Annotated in this window: 15 protein-coding genes; 9 read left to right on the top strand and 6 right to left on the bottom strand. The window is 64.3% G+C overall.

Going from position 1 to position 18244, the window contains the following annotated elements; translation table 11 throughout:
* Nucleotides 1-6: 6 nt before the first annotated feature.
* The 6 genes from J6525_RS03140 (at nt 7) to J6525_RS03115 (ending at nt 6366) form a co-directional block, all read left to right on the top strand.
* A complete protein-coding gene (locus tag J6525_RS03140) occupies nt 7-144 on the top strand; it encodes a hypothetical protein (RefSeq protein WP_167350443.1) in 138 nt (45 codons plus the stop codon).
* 258 nt (nt 145-402) lie between these two features.
* Nucleotides 403-1695, top strand: a complete 1293-nt coding sequence (gene oxlT, locus J6525_RS03135) for an oxalate/formate MFS antiporter (RefSeq protein WP_057020267.1) — start codon at nt 403-405, stop codon at nt 1693-1695.
* Nucleotides 1696-1932: 237 nt separating this feature from the next.
* On the top strand, nt 1933-3249 hold the full coding sequence (gene oxlT, locus J6525_RS03130; protein ID WP_225641990.1) for an oxalate/formate MFS antiporter: 1317 nt from the start codon (nt 1933-1935) through the stop codon (nt 3247-3249).
* Nucleotides 3250-3548: 299 nt separating this feature from the next.
* On the top strand, nt 3549-3983 hold the full coding sequence (locus tag J6525_RS03125) for a CBS domain-containing protein (protein ID WP_028331534.1): 435 nt from the start codon (nt 3549-3551) through the stop codon (nt 3981-3983).
* A gap of 246 nt (nt 3984-4229) precedes the next feature.
* The gene (locus J6525_RS03120; protein WP_225641987.1) at nt 4230-5225 is read left to right on the top strand and encodes an NAD(P)H-dependent flavin oxidoreductase; all 996 of its coding nucleotides are present in this window, start codon (nt 4230-4232) and stop codon (nt 5223-5225) included.
* 172 nt (nt 5226-5397) lie between these two features.
* On the top strand, nt 5398-6366 hold the full coding sequence (locus J6525_RS03115; RefSeq protein WP_225641961.1) for a zinc-binding dehydrogenase: 969 nt from the start codon (nt 5398-5400) through the stop codon (nt 6364-6366).
* Nucleotides 6367-6459: 93 nt separating this feature from the next.
* On the opposite strand, the gene J6525_RS03110 is transcribed toward J6525_RS03115, so the two are convergent.
* Nucleotides 6460-6954 (bottom strand): septal ring lytic transglycosylase RlpA family protein, encoded by a 495-nt coding sequence (locus tag J6525_RS03110; protein ID WP_176936751.1) that lies wholly within the window; start codon nt 6952-6954, stop codon nt 6460-6462.
* 209 nt (nt 6955-7163) lie between these two features.
* Between J6525_RS03110 and J6525_RS03105 the strand changes: the two genes are divergently transcribed.
* Nucleotides 7164-7394: a zinc-binding dehydrogenase gene (locus J6525_RS03105; RefSeq protein ID WP_092079742.1), complete on the top strand. Its 231-nt coding sequence runs from the start codon at nt 7164-7166 to the stop codon at nt 7392-7394.
* 120 nt (nt 7395-7514) lie between these two features.
* Here J6525_RS03105 and J6525_RS03100 read toward each other — a convergent pair whose 3' ends face one another.
* Both J6525_RS03100 and J6525_RS03095 read right to left on the bottom strand, forming a co-directional pair.
* Nucleotides 7515-8366, bottom strand: a complete 852-nt coding sequence (locus J6525_RS03100; protein ID WP_225641959.1) for a DMT family transporter — start codon at nt 8364-8366, stop codon at nt 7515-7517.
* 93 nt (nt 8367-8459) lie between these two features.
* The gene (locus tag J6525_RS03095; protein ID WP_225642083.1) at nt 8460-9056 is read right to left on the bottom strand and encodes a TetR/AcrR family transcriptional regulator; all 597 of its coding nucleotides are present in this window, start codon (nt 9054-9056) and stop codon (nt 8460-8462) included.
* 548 nt (nt 9057-9604) lie between these two features.
* Here J6525_RS03095 and J6525_RS03090 point away from each other — a divergent pair.
* Together J6525_RS03090 and J6525_RS03085 are read left to right on the top strand one after the other, a co-directional pair.
* Nucleotides 9605-10993, top strand: a complete 1389-nt coding sequence (locus J6525_RS03090) for a cation-efflux pump (protein WP_225641958.1) — start codon at nt 9605-9607, stop codon at nt 10991-10993.
* Between the two features lie 193 nt (nt 10994-11186).
* Complete coding sequence (locus J6525_RS03085) at nt 11187-13508, top strand: sensor histidine kinase (RefSeq protein ID WP_225641956.1); 2322 nt, start codon at nt 11187-11189, stop codon at nt 13506-13508.
* Between the two features lie 9 nt (nt 13509-13517).
* Here J6525_RS03085 and mdoH read toward each other — a convergent pair whose 3' ends face one another.
* The 3 genes from mdoH to J6525_RS03070 form a co-directional block, all read right to left on the bottom strand.
* The gene (gene mdoH / locus J6525_RS03080; protein ID WP_225641947.1) at nt 13518-15638 is read right to left on the bottom strand and encodes a glucans biosynthesis glucosyltransferase MdoH; all 2121 of its coding nucleotides are present in this window, start codon (nt 15636-15638) and stop codon (nt 13518-13520) included.
* Nucleotides 15626-17092, bottom strand: coding sequence for a glucan biosynthesis protein G (locus tag J6525_RS03075; RefSeq protein WP_225641944.1), 1467 nt, complete (start codon nt 17090-17092; stop codon nt 15626-15628). Before J6525_RS03075 ends, mdoH begins: the two co-directional genes overlap by 13 nt.
* Before the next feature lie 242 nt (nt 17093-17334).
* The gene (locus J6525_RS03070; RefSeq protein WP_018270739.1) at nt 17335-18231 is read right to left on the bottom strand and encodes a LysR family transcriptional regulator; all 897 of its coding nucleotides are present in this window, start codon (nt 18229-18231) and stop codon (nt 17335-17337) included.
* Nucleotides 18232-18244 lie beyond the last annotated feature (13 nt).

Genomic DNA, 18244 nt, shown 5'->3' with positions numbered 1-18244 from the left:
ACACCAATGTCCAAGACCACTGTACTGACGCTCGCGCCCTCCTCCACCCTGTTCGGCCGTCTGCTGGCCTCGATCGACCGCCTGCTGATGAAGAGCGCGGAGATTTCGAATCGCAACGGCGACCTGCCGCGCTTCGGCCTCTAAGCCAAGGGATTTCCGGCGCTCTCCGCCGGATGCAGCTTTCGTCGCAAGATGCGACCTGACATTGAACCTTCGACCAATGGCCCCGATTTTCGGGGCCATTTCCTTGCGCGCTGAACTAGTCTCCCGGGGTGCCCGGGCTGAGTCCTGTGCGGCATAAGCGCGCGCTGCCCCTGCGACAGCTTGAACCTTGGCATATCGGATACCAAGATGGCCATCGCGCGCTCATAAGCAACGACAAGGGGCGCACTGGGAGGATCTATGTCGGACATGGTTCAGGCAACTGCGGCCCCTGCGGCCGCGCGTGTCAGCGACACCTATCGCTGGACGCAACTCGCGATCGGCGTCGCCGCGATGGTGATGATCGCAAATTATCAATACGGGTGGACATTCTTCGTCCCCGACATCCAGAAGAAATTCGGATGGGATCGCGCATCGATCCAATGGGCCTTCACGCTGTTCGTGCTGTTCGAGACCTGGCTGGTGCCGGTGGAAGGCTGGTTCGTCGACAAATACGGTCCGCGCATCGTCGTGCTGGTCGGCGGCATCCTCTGCGCACTCGGCTGGGCGATCAACGCGCAGGCGACGACACTGAACGGCTACTATCTTGGCATGATCATCGCCGGCATCGGCGCCGGCGGCGTCTACGGCACCTGCGTCGGCAATGCGCTGAAATGGTTTCCGGATAAACGCGGACTTGCCGCGGGCATCACCGCTGCCGGCTTCGGCGCAGGCTCGGCGCTCACGGTCGCGCCGATCCAGGCGATGATCAAGGACTCCGGCTTCCAGACCACCTTCCTGTATTTCGGTCTCGGCCAGGGCATCATCATCGTGCTGCTCTCCTTCTTCCTGCTGGCGCCGAAGGCCGGACAGGTGCCGGCCGTCGTGGCGAACGCCAACATCATCCAGACCCGGCGCAACTATCAGCCGACCGAAGTGCTGCGGCAGCCGATCTTCTGGCTGATGTACTTCATGTTCGTGATCGTCGGTGCCGGTGGCCTGATGGTGACGGCGAACCTGAAGCCGATCGCGGTCGACTGGAAGGTCGACAGCGTGCCGGTCACGCTGATGGCGGTGACGATGACGGCCGTCACCTTCGCGGCAACCATCGACCGCGTCCTCAACGGTCTGACGCGTCCGTTCTTCGGCTGGATCTCCGACATGATCGGCCGCGAGAACACGATGTTCATCGCCTTCGGCATGGAAGGCATCGGCATCTGGATGCTCTACCTCTGGGGACACGACCCGGTCTGGTTCGTGCTGCTCTCGGGCTTCGTGTTCTTTGCCTGGGGCGAGATCTACTCGCTGTTCCCCTCGACCTGCACCGATACGTTCGGCGCCAAGTTCGCCACCACGAATGCGGGCCTGCTCTACACCGCGAAGGGCACCGCGGCGCTGTTGGTGCCGATCGCCAACTACATGCAGCAATCGTCGGGCAACTGGGACAAGGTGTTCATCATCGCGGCAGGCGCCAACATCCTCGCCTCGCTGCTCGCGATCATGCTGCTCAAGCCCTGGCGAAAAATCGTGGTCGCGAAATCGGCTACGGCGTAAGCAACCGCCCTTCACCACAAACTGCGAAGCGCCCGGCCAAAAGCCGGGCGCTTTTCATTTTGCCGTTAAGAAGAGGCCGTCCGGAGCGGCGCGTCGGAGGGCAGATTTGCTGCATTGCAGCAGAATGAAGGGCTTGCTTTCTGGAATATAGTATACCAACTTCCGCCGGCGCTTGCGACGATACGCCACAATAATTGCGACACTCGGTCACAAGACCAGCGCGCTCGGGAGGACTTGATGGTTTCCAGCAATACTGCCGTCACACAAGCTCAACCTTCGTCCAGCGGCTTCCGCTGGCTGCAGCTCGTCATGGGCATCGTCTGCATGGCGATGATCGCGAACCTGCAATATGGCTGGACGCTGTTCGTCGATCCGATCGACGGCGCGCATCACTGGGGCCGCGCGGCGATCCAGTTCGCCTTCACGATCTTTGTGGTGACCGAGACCTGGCTGGTGCCGGTCGAGGCCTGGTTCGTCGACAAATACGGCCCGCGGCTCGTCATCATGTTCGGCGGCATCATGATCGCGCTCGCCTGGGTGTTGAACTCCTATGCCGACTCGCTCGCCTTGCTCTACACCGCCGCCGTGTTCGGCGGCATCGGCGCCGGTGCGGTGTACGGCACCTGCGTCGGCAACGCGCTGAAGTGGTTTCCCGATCGCCGCGGCCTCGCCGCCGGCGCAACCGCGGCCGGCTTCGGCGCCGGCGCCGCGCTCACGGTGGTGCCGATTGCAAAGATGATCGCCGCGAGCGGCTATCAGACCGCGTTCTTCGATTTCGGCATCGGACAGGGATTGATCGTCTTCCTGCTCGCCTTCTTCATCCAGCCGCCCGCGGTGTCGATCCCGCCGAAGAAGAAGCAGCTCAATCTGCCGCAGACCAAGGTCGACTTCACGCCGCCGCAGGTGCTGCGCAGCCCGATCTTCTGGGTGATGTATCTGGTGTTCGTGATGGTCGCCGCCGGCGGCCTGATGGCGGCGGCGCAGATCGCACCGATCGCGCACGACTACAAGATCGCGAACACGCCGGTCACGCTCGCCGGCTTCCAGATGGCCGCGCTGACCTTCGCGATCTCGCTCGACCGCATCTTCGACGGTTTCGGACGGCCGTTCTTCGGCTGGGTCTCCGACAATATCGGCCGCGAGCACACCATGTTCATCGCCTTCGGCACCGGCGCGCTGATGCTGCTCACGCTGTCGACCTGGGGTCACAACCCGGTGGTGTTCGTGCTGGCGACCGCGATCTATTTCGGCGTGTTCGGCGAGATCTACTCGCTGTTCCCGGCGACCTGCGGCGACACCTTCGGCTCGAAGTTCGCGACCACCAACAACGGCATGCTCTACACCGCGAAGGGGACCGCAGCGCTCTTGGTGCCTGCCGCCAGCATCGTTGCCGCCAGCTATGGTTGGCAGGCGGTGTTCGTGATCGCGGTCGCCCTCAACGCCACCGCGGCGCTGATGGCGCTGTTCGTGATCAAGCCGATGCGCCGCGCCTTCATCAACGGCAACGAGGCTGCCGCTGCGGAAGAGACCGCGACGAGCGCCAAAACGGCTTAACAAGACGGCTTAACAAGACGGCTTGGCTAAAGACCACCCGATCAGGACCGCTTGGTCCTGACATTTCGCCGGAGACTGATGGAGGCGCATTTCGGTGCGCCTCTTTTCCTTTGCCAGGCAGGGATGCCAGATACCAGATTGCTTAGTGCGGCAGATCGCCCTCACCGCTCACAATCGTCGGAAATGTCAGCGAACCTGCCTATTTAAGCCGATTCCTGATGGTAGATTCCGCGACAGTCGCGTTGACAATTGGCATTTTGTATACCAGACTCCAGTCAACGATAACCAAGGAGGTTGCCATGCAAGTCGGAGATATCCTGCGCAAGAAGACCCCCCGCGTCGCCACGGTGCGCATGAACGAGACCGTTGCGATTGCCGCGCAACTGATGCGGGCCAGCAATATCAGCGCGCTCGTGGTCAAGGATGTCGTTCGCACCGAGGGCAACACCGCCGTCGGCATGTTCACCGAGCGCGACGTGGTGCGCGCGATCGCCGAGCACGGCGCGGCCGGTGCGAGCATGAAGGTGTCGCAGTTCGTCTCGGTGCAGCAGCTGGTCTCCTGCACATCGAGCGACACGCTCGAGCACATCCGTCATCTCATGACCAAGCACCACATTCGCCACGTGCCCGTCATCGACAACTACAGCCTGATCGGCGTCGTCAGCATGCGCGACATCGCGGCCGCATTCGACGAGGAGACCGCCGCGTCGAAGAAAGACGCCGTGCCGGCGTAACACGCGCCTGCTTTGCCTTGCTCTCAGCCAGGCGCTGCGTGTTCGATCACCAGCGCCTGAACAGATGACGAAAGACTTCCGTCCCGCCCTCGCCTGACCGCCGCGGCCCGTCATTTCCGCATGGGCGCGCCGCAGGTCGCCGGTAGACAATTGCCGGACAGGACTGCATCCTTCCCTCGACATCCCATAACAACACCGTGCGCCGCCGTCCGCGCCACGGAAAATTTTGATGGAAACGAGGGCAGAATGATCAAGACACGTTTCACCGAAATGTTCGGCGTCGATCACCCGATCGTGCAGGGCGGCATGCAATGGGTCGGACGCGCCGAGCTGGTTGCCGCCGTCGCCAATGCCGGCGCGCTCGGCATGATCACCGCGCTGACGCAGCCGACGCCGGACGATCTGCGCAAGGAAATCGCGCGCTGCCGCGAGCTGACCGACAAGCCGTTCGGCGTCAACCTGACCATCCTGCCCGCGATCAAGCCGCCGCCCTACGCCGAATATCGCCAGGCCATCATCGAGAGCGGCATCAAGATCGTCGAGACCGCCGGCAACAAGCCGCAGGAGCATGTCGACGAGTTCAAGAAGCATGGCATCAAGGTGCTGCACAAATGCACCAGCGTGCGCCACGCGCTGTCCGCCGAGCGGATGGGCGCCGACGCGATCTCGATCGACGGTTTTGAATGCGCCGGCCATCCCGGCGAGGACGACACCCCCGGCCTGATCCTGATCCCTGCCGCCGCCGACAAGGTGAATATCCCGATGATCGCCTCGGGCGGCTTCGGCGATGCGCGCGGCCTGGTCGCAGCGCTGGCGCTCGGCGCCGAAGGCATCAACATGGGCACGCGCTTCATGTGCACCAGGGAGAGCCCGATCCATCAGCTGGTGAAGGAACGCATCGTCGCCAATGACGAGCGTGAGACCGAGCTGATCTTCCGCACCATGCGCAACACCTCGCGCGTCGCCAAGAACGCGATCTCGACCAAGGTCGTGCAGATGGAGAAGGAAGGCGCAAAGTTCGAGGATGTGCGCGAGCTGGTCGCCGGCGCCCGCGGCAAGATGGTGTACGCGTCAGGCGACGCCGACGAAGGCATCTGGTCGGCCGGCCAGGTGCAGGGCCTGATCCACGACATTCCGTCCTGCGCCGAGCTGGTGTCGCGCATCGTCCACGAAGCGGAAGCGATCATTCGCGAGCGGCTGGAAGCGATGATGTCTGGCGGCAAGCGCCAGGCCGCGGAATAGGGCGGAGCGGAGCACGAGTGTTATCCGTCACCCTGAGGAGCGCGAAGCGCGTCTCGAAGGGTCGACGGCCACCAGCCGGGCCGTCCATCCTTCGAGGGCCGCTGAAAAAGCGGCCACCTCAGGATGACGGAATTCAAGTCATCTCGCGTTAGACACAAACGAGAAGAAGCCCATGAAAGCCTATGTCTACGGCCCTAACGGCCCTGAAATCACCGACGTTGCGAAGCCCGTGCCGAAGGGCACCCAGGTGCTGGTCAAGGTTCATGCCTGCGGGCTGAACCGCGCCGATCTCGGCATGACCAAGGGCCATGTCCACGGCGCGGCCGGCGGCGTCGGCACCGTGCTCGGCATGGAATGGGCCGGCGAGGTCGCCGAGCTCGGCCCCGATGCCAAAGGCGTCAAGGTCGGCGACAAGATCATGGGCTCCGGCGGCGCGGCGTTCGCCGAATACACGCTGGCCGATCACGGCCGGCTGTTCCGCGCGCCCTCCAACATGAATTTCGACGAGGCCGCAACCCTGCCCGTCGCGCTCGCCACCATGCACAACGCCGTCGTCACCAATGGCGCGCTGCAGCCGGGCCAGAGCGTGCTGATCCAGGGCGCAAGCTCCGGCGTCGGGCTGATGGCGATGCAGATCGCCAAGCTGAAGGGCGCCAAGCTCGTGGTGGGCTCATCGACCGACGCGATGCGCCGCGGCCGGCTGAAGGAGTTCGGCGCCGATCTCGCGGTGGACTCGAAGGATCCCGGCTGGGTCGATCAGGTGCTGCAGGCGACCTCAGGCGAAGGCGTCGACCTGATCGTCGACCAGGTCTCCGGACCGGTCGCGAACCAGAACCTCAAGGCGACCAAGGTCAAGGGCCGCATCGTCAATGTCGGCCGGCTCGGCGGCACCCATGGCGACTTCAACTTCGACCTGCACGCGGCGCGCCGCATCCAGTATATCGGCGTCACCTTTCGCACCCGCTCGATCGAGGAGATCCGCGCGATCTTCGACGAGGTGCGCAAGGACATCTGGCCCGCGGTCGAGGCACGCAAGCTGCAGCTGCCGATCGACCAGGTCTACAAATTCGCCGACATCGGCAAGGCGTTCGAACACATGGAAGCCAACAAGCACCTCGGCAAGATCGTGGTGACGCTGTAGCAGCAGGCTCCGGCGATTTGCGAGTGAAGGGCGGATCAGCCAACGGGTCCGCGCTTGCCGCGTGCTATGCCCTGGCTCTTTCGCGTGCGATGTTCAGCCGACAGGTCCTGGAATCCAATAGTCCCCCGCAAGCGGGCTGACCTTGACGCCACTGATGACTCCGAGCTCCAGGCTTGGATCGAAATAGCGCATCGTCCGCTCATTGAGGTCAATGATGCGGCCAGGCCTGAGTGGCCCCACGTCATTTATCTTCACGATGACCTTCTTGCCGACGGCCTCGACGAGGGCATATTTCGGCCTCGCGCCAAATTGGACCCCACCAAACTTCCGGCGCAGACTCGTCTTGATGGCAGCCGCCCAGACCGAGTGATCATAGCGCTCGCCGGAGGCTGTGCTCGGACCGCCCTCCTCCTTGCCGGGCTTGAACGGATTGTACATGGATGCCGCGCCAACGATTGCATCCCCACACGCGGCATTGACGACGGCGCTTGAATGAACCGCAGCGATTTCACTTCGAGCAGCGGTGCCAGAAAAGGCGAGCGCAACCACGGCGCCGCAAATCGCGGCGCTCGAGCCGAACAGCATCATAACTCCTTGATTGATTTTCTTCGATCGTCCGGTTCCCGATGCCGCATAGCATGGTCAAGCGAACGCGGAGGCGTTTACGCGTGCCAATTCCTTGCGGATTCGTGCCAGTTCCGGCGGTGGAACCATCGTGAGAACCTGGGCGGCCCTCACACCGTGTTTTTCAGTTTCTCGCTCGACTAAAACAGAGATTGCGTCAGCAAAATGACTGAATGGAGCTGTCTTCGACAGCGCGTGAGGAGTGTATCGTCACCTTCCGCACCCGATCGATCGCGGAAATCCGCGCGATCTTCGACGAGGTGCGCAAGGACATCTCGCCCGCGATCGGGGCGCGCAAGCTGCAGCGGCCGATCGACCAGGTCTACAAATTCGCCGATATCGGCAAGGCGTTCGAGCACATGAGAGCCCACGAGCAACTCGGCAAGATCGTGGTGACGCTGTAGTCGGCACGCACTGCTGCGTAGGATGGGTAGAGCGAAGCGAAACCCATCGATGTATCCGGGCAGCGAGATGATGGGTTTCGCTGCGCTCTACCCATCCTACAGCTACCGCGTTGATCCGTCCTACGCACCCGGTCTCACCTGCGTGATGGCGACGCCGGAGATCGCAAGCAGTCCGCCGACAATCAGCTTCGGCGTCACGCTGTCGCCAAGGAACAGCACGCTCGAGATCAGCGCGAACACCGGAAGCAGCAGTCCGAACGGCGCGACGCGGGCCATGGAGCAGCGGGCGATCAGCCAGAACCACAGGCCGAACCCGACAATGCCGCCGATGAAGACGGTGTAGGCGAGCGCCAGCCAGCCACGTTGATCCGCCGTGCCAAGGCTCGCCAGCTGTCCATATTCGAGCAGCAACGACATCAACATCACCTGCGGCACGGTGAGCAGCGACGACCATCCCATCAGCATCAGGGGATCGAAAGGGCCGTAGCGTTTCGTCAGGACCGTGGACACCGCGAATGCGAACGCCGCGGCAACCACCAGCAGCAGCGGCAGCACGTTTGCCGACAGCCCCGGCCCCGCCGCCAGCACCACCACGCCGACGAACGCCAGCACCACGCCGGCGGATGTGATGAGCGACGGCCGCTCCGCGAGCAGCGGCCAGGCGAGCAGCACGGTGAACGGCGGGGCGAGTTGATAGGCGACGGCCGACATGCTCCCCGAGCCGAGCCCAAGGCCGACATAGAACAGCCCGAAGTTCAGTCCGCCGAGGAAAACCGAAATAGCTGCGACAGGGCCGAGCTGTTGGCGTGTCGGCCTTCTGACGAACGGAACAAGCAGCAGCGCGATGGCCAGGAAGCGCAGTCCGAGGAAGAACAGCGGCGGAAACTCGGTGACGCCGACCTTGATGACCACGAACTGATAACCCCAGAGCAAGGGAACGACCACCGCGCAGATGATCTGGATGGCAGACATCGCATCTTTCCCTTTCAAGACCGATCGGTCCATATATCGGCGCGCCGATCCCGCGGACGTACAGTGGACATCAAAGGTCATTCCAACAGTTGCTTATTTGATGAAGCGAGCGAGGAGCGCGTCAGCGGTGGCCTGCGACGTGGTACGTGCCGGAGCCGTCTTGGCGACCACGCGCAGCCCCCAAAGGAAACAGATCAGAATTCGGGCGGCACTCGAAGGCTCGACGCCATCGGCCAATCTGCCCGCGGTCTCCGCACGGGAAAATGCGTCCGCCACCCTGGTCTCCATGGTTTTGAAGAAGCTCGCGAAGCGGCGGCCAACCTCGGCATCCTGGCCAGCCAGCTCCATCGCCGTCGCCACCAACAGGCAGCCGCGCCGGCCATTGGCACCGCACGCGCGTTCAACGTAACCGGCAAGGTAGGCCCGCAGGCCATCGACCGGATCTCTGCAGGGATCGAGTTCGTCATCCATCCGGGTCAGGGCATCGGCAATGTAGCGATCGAGTGCGCGCAGGAACAGCGAGTGCTTGTCGCCGAAAGCGGCGTAAAGGCTGCCGCGCGACAGTTTTGTCGCACGCAGCAGGTCCGGGAGTGCCGTGGCGTGATAGCCGCGCGACCAGAACACATTCATCGCGCGTTCGATGGCGGCGTCCACGTCGAAACTTCGCGGGCGGCCACGGGGCGCCTGCATGGTGGTTTGGCGGCTCATTGTCGATATATAGACCAATCGGTCCTTAAATGTCAAGGGCCGCTTTGGATCATTAGCTCGGGTAGAGCGCAACGAAACCCATCGATTGCATCCGCACGCCGAGATGATGGGTTTCGCTGCGCTCTACCTATCCTACGTTACGCGTCGAGATGGCGGCATGAGTTACCCATTCGACACGACGGGCGGTGCAGCGCGCACCCGGCATTCCCTGCGCCCTCTTGTGTCGTGGCGAAACGATTTTGCAAAGCTCGGGCGAAACGCGCCGCGAGAACGCAGATGTTCGGTTGACACGTCGCGCAACACATCCAGCGTCGTCCTGGCGGAAGCCAGGACCCATTACCCCGAATGCGAGTCATGACGCGATGCGGTTGCCACAGCTCACCTCAACCACACAACCCTGTGGTCATGGGTCCTGGCTTCCGCCGGGACGACCGCGTGATTTTGGCGCAAGGATGCAATTGCAACTGAGTGGCGATTGCGCGTGGCGAACGACACTTGATGTTCACAGTTGGCCTGCTAAACCGCCGCCCATGAGCTCTTCAAACACCAGCGCCCCCTCCACAAAGACATCCGTCGCCGCGATCTCGATCCTCGCCAGCGGCAGCATGGCGGTGGCGAAGTTCGTGGTCGGCATCGCGATCGGATCGCTGGCGCTGATCTCGGAGGCGCTGCACTCGTCGATCGACCTGGTCGCCACCATCATCACCTGGGCGGTGGTGCGGGTGTCGGACCAGCCGGCCGACGCCGAGCATCATTACGGACACGGCAAGTTCGAGAGCGTCTCGGCGCTCGGCATCATCGCCCTGCTCTATGTGCTGGCCGGCGGCATCCTGGTGCAGGCCTACAGCCATCTGCGCGAGGGCGCGCCGCCGCCGTCGATCTCGGCCATTCCCTTTGTCGTTCTGGTCATCGATATCGGCGTCAATCTGTGGCGGGCCCGCGCGCTGCACCGCGCCGCGCGCGACACCAAGAGCCAGGCGCTGGCCGCCGATGCGCTGCATTTCGCCTCCGACGTGATGGGCTCGACCGCCGTCATCGTCGGCCTGGTGCTGGCCGGCTTCGGCTTCTGGTGGGGCGACGCCGCGGCGGCGATCGCGGTCGCGGTGATGATCGCCCTGCTTGGCCTGCGCATGGCGCGGGAGACGGTCGAGACCCTGCTCGACCGCGCGCCCGAAGGCGCGCTGGAAAAGGCCACCACCGCCATCAAGGCCGTGCCGGGAGTGGTCGATGTCGACCGGTTGCGCGTCCGCATGGTCGGCGCGACGCATTTCATCGATGCCATCGCCAAGGTGCCGCGCACCTACCCGATCGACCGCGTCGAGGACATCAAGCGCCGGGCGCAGGCGGCGGTGACCAAGACGTTCGGCGACGCCGACCTCACCTTCACCGCGGTGCCGGTGGCGCGCGACAATGAGAGCGTGCGCGAGCGCATCATGGTGATCGCGCGCAATTCCGGCCTCGCCATCCACCACGTCACGGTGCACGACATCGGCGGCAAGCTGATCGTCGGCATCGACCTCGAGGTCGACAGCGACATGGCGCTGCACGCAGCGCACGACATCGCCCACGGGCTCGAGCGCGCGATCCGCGAGGATTTCGGCGAGGACGTCGAGGTCGACACCCATATCGAGCCGCTCGAGCCGGAACTGCCGTGGGGAACCGACGCCGCGCCGGACCGCGTCGAAGCCATCAAGGCGGCGCTGACCGGCTTTGCCGATGGCGGCGCGATCCATGACATCCACAATGTGCGGGTCCGCAACACCGACGCCGGCGAGGTCGTCAACTTCCATTGCCGCGCGCAGCCTTCGATGAGTGTGATCAAGGTGCACGAAAGCGTCGACGAGATCGAACGCAAACTGCGTCGTGCGTTCCCCACCGTGAAGCGTGTGATCAGTCACGCAGAGCCGACGCGCGGGTAGTTCTACGGAGCCGTTCCTGTTTCGGACTCACTTTGCGCCGCATGATTCTTCCCGGGACAAGAATTTTTTCGCATTAACGAATCGTTGACTCTCGACAGTCCCGGAAATCTGGATTCAAATGATCATGATTCGGATGCATCGTGGGGAGCATCCGAACCGGGTAAAAAATCAGCTTAGAGCGGGGGTCTCAGGCATGGCGCGCGCGCATGCAGCGAACGCGTGCGTCCAATCCGATTCGATCAAGGGATTGGCGCAGTCGATCGCGAAACCGGCCTATCACAGGCTCCTGACGGCCGAGCCTGCACTGCGCCGCGCTGTCCCTACCCTCATCATCGCCTTCCTCATCACGATCTGCCTCGGCGCCTTCGTCCAGGTGATCGACCAGAACCGGCAGAAGCGCGGCGCGATGAAGCGCGACCTCGCCGCGCTGTCCGACATCCTCGCCGAACGTCTCGATCGCCTGACCTCGGTGCGGCGCGACCGGCTCGCCAACATCGAGCGGATGCAGGAACTGCTGCCGGACCTGATCCCGTCCTGGGGCATCGCCTACGGCCGCCACGTCATCATCACCAGCGCCGATCACCGCGTGCTGGCGCGCGTGCCGGTCGATGGCGCCGGCGAGAACGACCGCATCCTCGACATCGTCTCCACCGCGCAGCTGCTCGTCGCGCCCGGCCAGCAGGGCACGGTCAGCGACATGACACTGCCCGGCGGCACCGGCGCGCTGGCGATCTCGCAGCTCGTCAAGTCGCTGCCCGGCCAGGTCGTCGTCATCCAGGAGATGAACGAGCCAATCTGGGGATCGGACGCGGCGCTCTCGGTGACGCTGTCGGCGACCACGAGCTTCGTGGTGCTGATCCTCGGCTTCGCGTTCCACTGGCAATCGACCCGCGCCCGCGAGGGCGACCTGATCAACGACGCCGTGCGCGGCCGGATCGACACCGCGCTCAACCGCGGCCGCTGCGGATTGTGGGACTGGGACCTGTCGCGCGGCCGGATCTTCTGGTCGCAGTCGATGTTCACCCTGCTCGGCCTCGACACCCGCAACGACCTCCTCACCTTCGGCGAGGTCAACGCGCTGGTGAATTCGGACGACATCAACCTGTTCGACATCGCCGACCAGCTGATCTCGGGCAAGATCGATCACATCGACCAGAGCTTCCGCATGCGCCATGTGGGCGGCCACTGGATCTGGCTGCGGGTGCGCTGCGAGCTCAGCCATGCTGCCGCCGACGGCGGCCTGCACCTGATCGGCATCGCGGTCGACATCACCGAGCAGAAAAGCCTCGCCGAGAAGTCTGTGGAAGCCGATCTCAGACTGCGCGACGCGATCGAGACCATTCCCGAGGCTTTCGTGCTCTGGGATGCCGACGACCGCCTCGTGCTCTGCAACTCGCACTTCCAGCGGCTGCACAAGCTGCCCGATTCCGCCGTCAGCCCCGGCACCTCCTACGAGACCGTGATCGAGGTCGGCAGCATGCCGGAAGTGCGCACCCGCCTGCACGAGAGCGGCGTCCCGGCGCCCGGCGCCCGCACCTTCGAGGCCCAGCTTGACGACGGCAGCTGGCTGCACATCAGCGAGCGCCGCACCAAGGACGGCGGCTACGTCTCCGTCGGCACCGACATCACCCGCATCAAGGCGCACGAGCAGAAGCTGGTCGACAACGACCTGCGCCTGCGCGCCACCGTGATCGACCTGCAGCGCTCGCAAGCCGAGCTGGAACGGCAGGCCGTCGAGCTCGCCGACCTCGCCGAAAAATACTCGCAGGAAAAAACCCGCGCCGAGGACGCCAACGCGGCGAAGTCGAAATTCCTCGCCAATATGAGCCATGAGCTGCGCACCCCGCTCAACGCCATCATCGGCTTCTCCGAGATCATGGGCAGCGGCCTGTTCGGCACGCTCGGCTCGGACAAATACGCAGAGTACTGCCACGACATCCTGACGTCGGGGAAATACCTGCTCGAGGTCATCAACGACATCCTCGATATGTCGAAGATCGAGGCCGGCCGCATGAAGTTCGACATGGAGCCGCTCGATCTCTCCGGCATCCTCGCGGAGTCGCTGCGGGTGGTCTCCGGCCGCGCCGAGCACAAGGGATTGTCGCTGGAGTCGAATATCGAAAGCACGATCTCGGTCGTCGCCGACCGCCGCGCGGTCAAGCAGATCATCGTCAACCTGCTCTCCAATGCGGTGAAGTTCACGCCCGACCACGGCCGCGTGCTGGTGCGCGGCCAGATGCTGGATGACTCGATCGTGCTGTTGATCGCCGACAGCGGCATCGGCATCGCGCCGGAATCGTTGCGCCGGCTCGGCAAGCCGTTCGAGCAGGTCGAGAGCCAGCTCACCAAGAGCTACCAGGGCTCCGGTCTCGGACTTGCGATCGCGCGCTCGCTCACCAATCTGCACGGCGGCTCGATGCGGCTGCGCTCCAAGCTCGGCGTCGGCACCGTCGTGCGCGTCACGCTGCCGCGCGATCCGCGGTCCCTGCAGACGAAGCTGCCGGAAGCGGCCTGAGCCCTCACACTACTTCGCAAGCACCCCTTCCAGCAGCGCGGAATCACCGAGCACGGCCAGCGTCTCGCGAGGCGTGAGATGGCGGACTGCCTGGTCGAAGCTGTCGCTTGCCTCGATCCGCGCCCGCGCCACTGCGAGGTGAAGATCGATCTCGCCCGGACCGCCGCGCCACGCCGGCGGCAGCGACGAGAGATGACGATACAGCAGCCCGGAATCCTGTCGCAACGTCGCGAGCGCGGGGGCCGATGCGTGTGCCGGCGACGATGCGAGCTCATTGGCTCGGACCAGCACGCGCGGCGGCTTAGCTTCCTCCGGCGTCACGAACAGCGCGCGCATCGCGGGCCTTGCGGTCCAGGCCCCGATCGGAATCGCAAACAAGAGGCCGACGATCACTGGCGACATCCACAGCAGCAGCGGCAACGACACCGCCCAGGCGCTCATCGCCATCGCGACACCGCAGGCGGTCGGAACGCCGTACTTGCGATAGAGCTCCCGCCGCTCGACCGCGCCGTCGTCGCGCCGCTGCGTCTGCCAGCCGGCATCCCGGCCGAGCAGGATCTCGACGACCGCGATCGACTGGAACACCATCATGACCGGCGCGATCATCGCCGAGATCAGCACCTCGGCGATCACGCCTGTCAGCGCCCGGAAACCGCCGCCGAATTGGCGACGCACGTCCGACCGCGTCAGCAACAGGATGAAGCCGAGCAGCTTCGGCACGATCAGCAGCGCCATGGTGAGGCCAAATACCCAGGCGGCGAGCACCGGGTCCTGCGCCGGCCAGTTCGGGAACAGCGAAAAACCCTTCGGAAAATATTCGGGCCGAATGAAGCGCGCCTGCAACGAGATCAGGATTCCGAGCAGCAGGAACGACAGCCAGAGTGGCGCGGTGATGTAGGAGCCGATCCCGGTCATGAAATGCAGCCGCGAGATCCAGTGCAGCCGGCGCGTCCTCAGCACGGCGAGATGCTGCAGATTGCCCTGGCACCAGCGCCGGTCGCGCGCGGCAAAATCCAAGAGCGACGGCGGCACCTCCTCAAAACTGCCGCCGAGCATCGGCGCCATGTAGATGCCCCAGCCGGCGCGCCGCATCAGCGCCGCCTCGACAAAGTCGTGGCTCAGGATATGTCCGCCGAACGGCTTGCGTCCGGAGAGCTCGGGCAGCCCCGCCTGCTGTGCAAATGCCTCGATCCTGATGATGGCATTGTGTCCCCAGTAATTGCCCTCGGAGCCGTGCCACCACGCAACGCCGGCGGCGACCATCGGCCCATAGAGCCGGCCGGCAAACTGCTGCAGACGGCTGAACAGGCTGCGCGCGTTGACGATGACCGGCAGCGTCTGCAGCAGCGCCGCCTGCGGGTTGGTCTCCATCGCGTGCGCCATCCGCACCATGGTTTCGCCCGACATCAGGCTGTCGGCGTCGAGCACGATCATGAACCGATAGGCGCCGCCAAACCGCGTGATCCACTCGCCGACATTGCCGGACTTGCGCGCCGTATTGTCGGCGCGATGCCGGTAGAACAGCCGCTGCGCGCCGCAGGCCTCGCACAGTTCGACGAACGCCCGTTCCTCGGCGATCCAGATATCGGGATCGCGGGTGTCGCTGAGCACGAACCAGTCGAAGCTCTCGCCCTGCCCGGTCGCCGCGACGGACTCGTAGATGGCGCGCAGGCGCGCCATCAATTGATGCGGATTCTCGTTGTAGGTCGGGAGCAGGACCGCGGTCCGGCTCGCGAGTTGCGGCAAGGGACCATCGTCGCGGATCGGCAGGGCGTTGCCGTTGCGCCGAAGCAGGGCGAAGAAGCCGGCGAGCGCCGAAGCGAACGAAAACGCGATCCAGGCGAGCAGCGCGACGAACAGCACCAGCACCATGCCTTCCATGATCGTCACGCCGCCGACCTGGACCACCATGTACATCTCGTAGGCGCCGGCACCGGTCAGCGCCGCCGTCAGCATCAGGACGAACGCGCGACGCATCAACATGCCCGCACCGACCGACACCGGCTTGCTCACCGCATGCGGCGGCCGGCCGAGATCGGCCGCCGACATCGCAAGCGGGCTCTCTTGTGGCAGGAAGCCGTCGGCCGCCGCGGCGACGTCGGGATGAGGTGACGTGACTATGGCGCCCATCGATAGACCCAGATCTCGGAGAGCGGCTTGTCATCCTGCGCCAGATGCGCACGCAGCTCGACCGGGTCCTTCTTGACGGCGCATTGGAAGCTGAGCCGCCATCCGCCGGTATTCGGATTTGGCTGCGTGACGACATTCGTGATCTCGGACTTCTCGGCCGTCACGACGCCCTTGACGCTATTGGGATCGATCCCCTTCAGATTGTCCCCGAACAGGTCGAGCACGAACAGCTTGCTGTTCTCGCCATGGGCGCCGATGCCGCTGCGCGTGAAGCGCGCGAGCGAATGCGGCTTCGGCGCATCCGGCCCCCAATGCAGGCGATAGGTGAAATTGGTCTCGCTCTTGGCCTTGAGCGGCGCCTTCGGCCGCCAGAACGCGGCGATGTTGTCGTGGATCTCTTCCTTGGTCGGGATCTCGAACAGGATGACCGCGCCCTCGCCCCAGTCGCCGATCGGCTCGACCCACAAGCTCGGACGCTTCTCGAAGCGCGATTCGATGTCCTGATAGGCGAAGAAATTCTTCTCGCGCTGCATCAGACCGAAGCCATGCGGATTGACGTCCTGGAACGTGCTGATCTGGAGGTCGCGCGGATTGCTCAGCGGGCGCCACAGGCTCTCGCCCTTGCCGTTGTAGATCGCAAGCCCGTCCGAATCGTGCACGGACGGCCTAAAGTCGTCGACCTCGTTGCGATCGTTGGGCCCGAAGAAGAACATGCTCGTCATCGGCGCAAGGCCCACGTGCTCAAGATCGGCACGCGGATAGAGCGATGCCTCGACATCGAACACCGTGGTCGCTCCAGGCCTGATCGTGAAGCGGTAGCTTGCCGCGCAGCTCTTGCTGTCGAGCAAGGCGTGAATGACCAGCGAAGTTGCGTTGGGCACAGGACGCTCGAGCCAGAACGCCTTGAAGAACGGAAACTCCTCGCCCTTGGCTTCGCCGGTATCGATCGACAGGCCGCGCGCCGACAGGCCGTAGGTCTCGTCCTTGGCGACCGCGCGGAAATAGCTCGCGCCGAGGAAGACGCAGACCTCGTCATAGTAGTTCGGCTTGTTGATCGGCGCGTGGATGCGAAATCCGGCAAAGCCGAGGTCGGTCTCGGTGAAGTCAGGCACGGTCTCGCCGAACGAGAACATGTCCTTGCTGTACTTGACTTCGCTGACCTTGCCGTCGGCGACCTCGAAGATCTTGACCTTGTTCTTGTAGAAGAAGCCGCGGTGGAAGAACTGCGCTTCGAACGGCAGCTTCGCGCCGCGCCACAGCGCGCGCTCGGGCGTGAAGCGGATCGAGCGGTACTGGTCGTAGTTCAGGTCCGTCAGACCGTTCGGCAACTTCTCGTCCGGCGCCTCGAACGACTTGCCGGCGAGATTGCGCGCAAGCTCCCTGACCATGCCTGGGTTGAAGGGTGCGTCCGTCGCGCTCCCTGCGGCGGCGGCCTGGCGCTGTGGCAAGAACATGAGTGTCGGCAACACGGCCGATCCGTGGAGTAACTGGCGACGATTCAAAGCAGCTCCTGCTCGCTGACCGGGACGCCGCAATGCAACCGCCGAGCCGGCGCTGAGTTCCATCTTTGCTGCGAGCAAGCGAAGATTGTTCGCCGGCTGAACACCAGGACTTGCTTCAACGCAAGCACACAACGCGTGGTCGGTTGCTGCTGTGCCGGAACCGTGGCGAAAAGGCTGCGAGAGAATGCCGGGAGCTACGCGCTCTCGAGCGTCGGCGCGACCTCGCGTGCGACCTGCACCAGGGCTGCGATCAACGGCGTCATCGGATCGCGCTGCGGGATCACGAGGCCAATGCTGTAGTCCACGACCGGATCGACGATCGGAATGCTGCGCACGGCATCCGCAAGGCCGAGCGTCTCGGCGAGCTTGGCCGGCATCACGCTGGCCCAGCGGCCGGTCTTCACATGGGTGTAGAGCACGAGCAGTGAGTTCGACGTCAGCGTCGGCGTCGCCTCCGCGCCGACCGAGGTCAGCGCGCGATCGATGATGCGGCGGTTCTGCATGTCGGGCGTGAGCAGACAGAGCGGCACGGTGCCGACTTCCTTCCACGTCACCTGCTTGCGGTCGCCGAACATCGCATCCGGCGCCGTCAGCAAGCGATAGCTCTCGTTATAGAGCGGGATGGTGCGGACCTTGCCGATCGGCTCGTTCTCGATATAGGTCAGCCCGGCATCGACCTCGAGATTCTCGAGCAGGCCGAGCACATCGGCCGACGTGCACGACTGGATGCGGAACCGCACATCGGGATGGCGCGCCCGGAACGGCGTGGTCAGCGAGGCCACCATGCCGAGCGCGGTCGGGATCGCCGCGATCCGGATCTCGCCCGACAGCTTGTCCTTGAGGCTGTTGATCTCCTGCTTCATCGCGCGCGCATCGCCGACGATGCGCCGCGCCCAGTCCAGCGTCCGCTCCCCTTCCGGCGTGAAGCCCTGGAAGCGGGATCCGCGCTGCACCAGCATGACGCCGAGGATTTCCTCGAGCTGCTTGAGGCTGGTCGACATCGTCGGCTGGGTGACGCCGCAGGCCTCCGCAGCCCGGCCGAAATGCCGTTCCTTGGCCAGCGCCAGCAGAAGTTCCAGCTTGTCGATCAAGGTTCAGATCCCT

The organism is Bradyrhizobium australafricanum, assembly GCF_020329495.1.
GTDB classification, from domain to species: Bacteria; Pseudomonadota; Alphaproteobacteria; order Rhizobiales; family Xanthobacteraceae; genus Bradyrhizobium; species Bradyrhizobium australafricanum.
Note: the sequence above shows the minus strand (reverse complement) of the source record. Positions and strands in the feature narration are given on the sequence as shown.

Excerpts from the sequence above, each read along its gene's own strand:
- J6525_RS03095 (WP_225642083.1), bottom strand. The coding sequence starts at position 9,056 with ATGCAGGCGCCCCGTGGCCGCCCGCGAAGTTTCGACGTGGACGCCGCC.
- oxlT (WP_057020267.1), top strand. The coding sequence starts at position 403 with ATGTCGGACATGGTTCAGGCAACTGCGGCCCCTGCGGCCGCGCGTGTC.
- J6525_RS03140 (WP_167350443.1), top strand. The coding sequence starts at position 7 with ATGTCCAAGACCACTGTACTGACGCTCGCGCCCTCCTCCACCCTGTTC.
- J6525_RS03115 (WP_225641961.1), top strand. The coding sequence starts at position 5,398 with ATGAAAGCCTATGTCTACGGCCCTAACGGCCCTGAAATCACCGACGTT.
- J6525_RS03100 (WP_225641959.1), bottom strand. The coding sequence starts at position 8,366 with ATGTCTGCCATCCAGATCATCTGCGCGGTGGTCGTTCCCTTGCTCTGG.
- J6525_RS03125 (WP_028331534.1), top strand. The coding sequence starts at position 3,549 with ATGCAAGTCGGAGATATCCTGCGCAAGAAGACCCCCCGCGTCGCCACG.
- mdoH (WP_225641947.1), bottom strand. The coding sequence starts at position 15,638 with ATGGGCGCCATAGTCACGTCACCTCATCCCGACGTCGCCGCGGCGGCC.
- J6525_RS03090 (WP_225641958.1), top strand. The coding sequence starts at position 9,605 with ATGAGCTCTTCAAACACCAGCGCCCCCTCCACAAAGACATCCGTCGCC.
- J6525_RS03075 (WP_225641944.1), bottom strand. The coding sequence starts at position 17,092 with ATGTTCTTGCCACAGCGCCAGGCCGCCGCCGCAGGGAGCGCGACGGAC.
- J6525_RS03105 (WP_092079742.1), top strand. The coding sequence starts at position 7,164 with ATGGAGCTGTCTTCGACAGCGCGTGAGGAGTGTATCGTCACCTTCCGC.
- J6525_RS03110 (WP_176936751.1), bottom strand. The coding sequence starts at position 6,954 with ATGATGCTGTTCGGCTCGAGCGCCGCGATTTGCGGCGCCGTGGTTGCG.
- J6525_RS03120 (WP_225641987.1), top strand. The coding sequence starts at position 4,230 with ATGATCAAGACACGTTTCACCGAAATGTTCGGCGTCGATCACCCGATC.
- oxlT (WP_225641990.1), top strand. The coding sequence starts at position 1,933 with ATGGTTTCCAGCAATACTGCCGTCACACAAGCTCAACCTTCGTCCAGC.
- J6525_RS03085 (WP_225641956.1), top strand. The coding sequence starts at position 11,187 with ATGGCGCGCGCGCATGCAGCGAACGCGTGCGTCCAATCCGATTCGATC.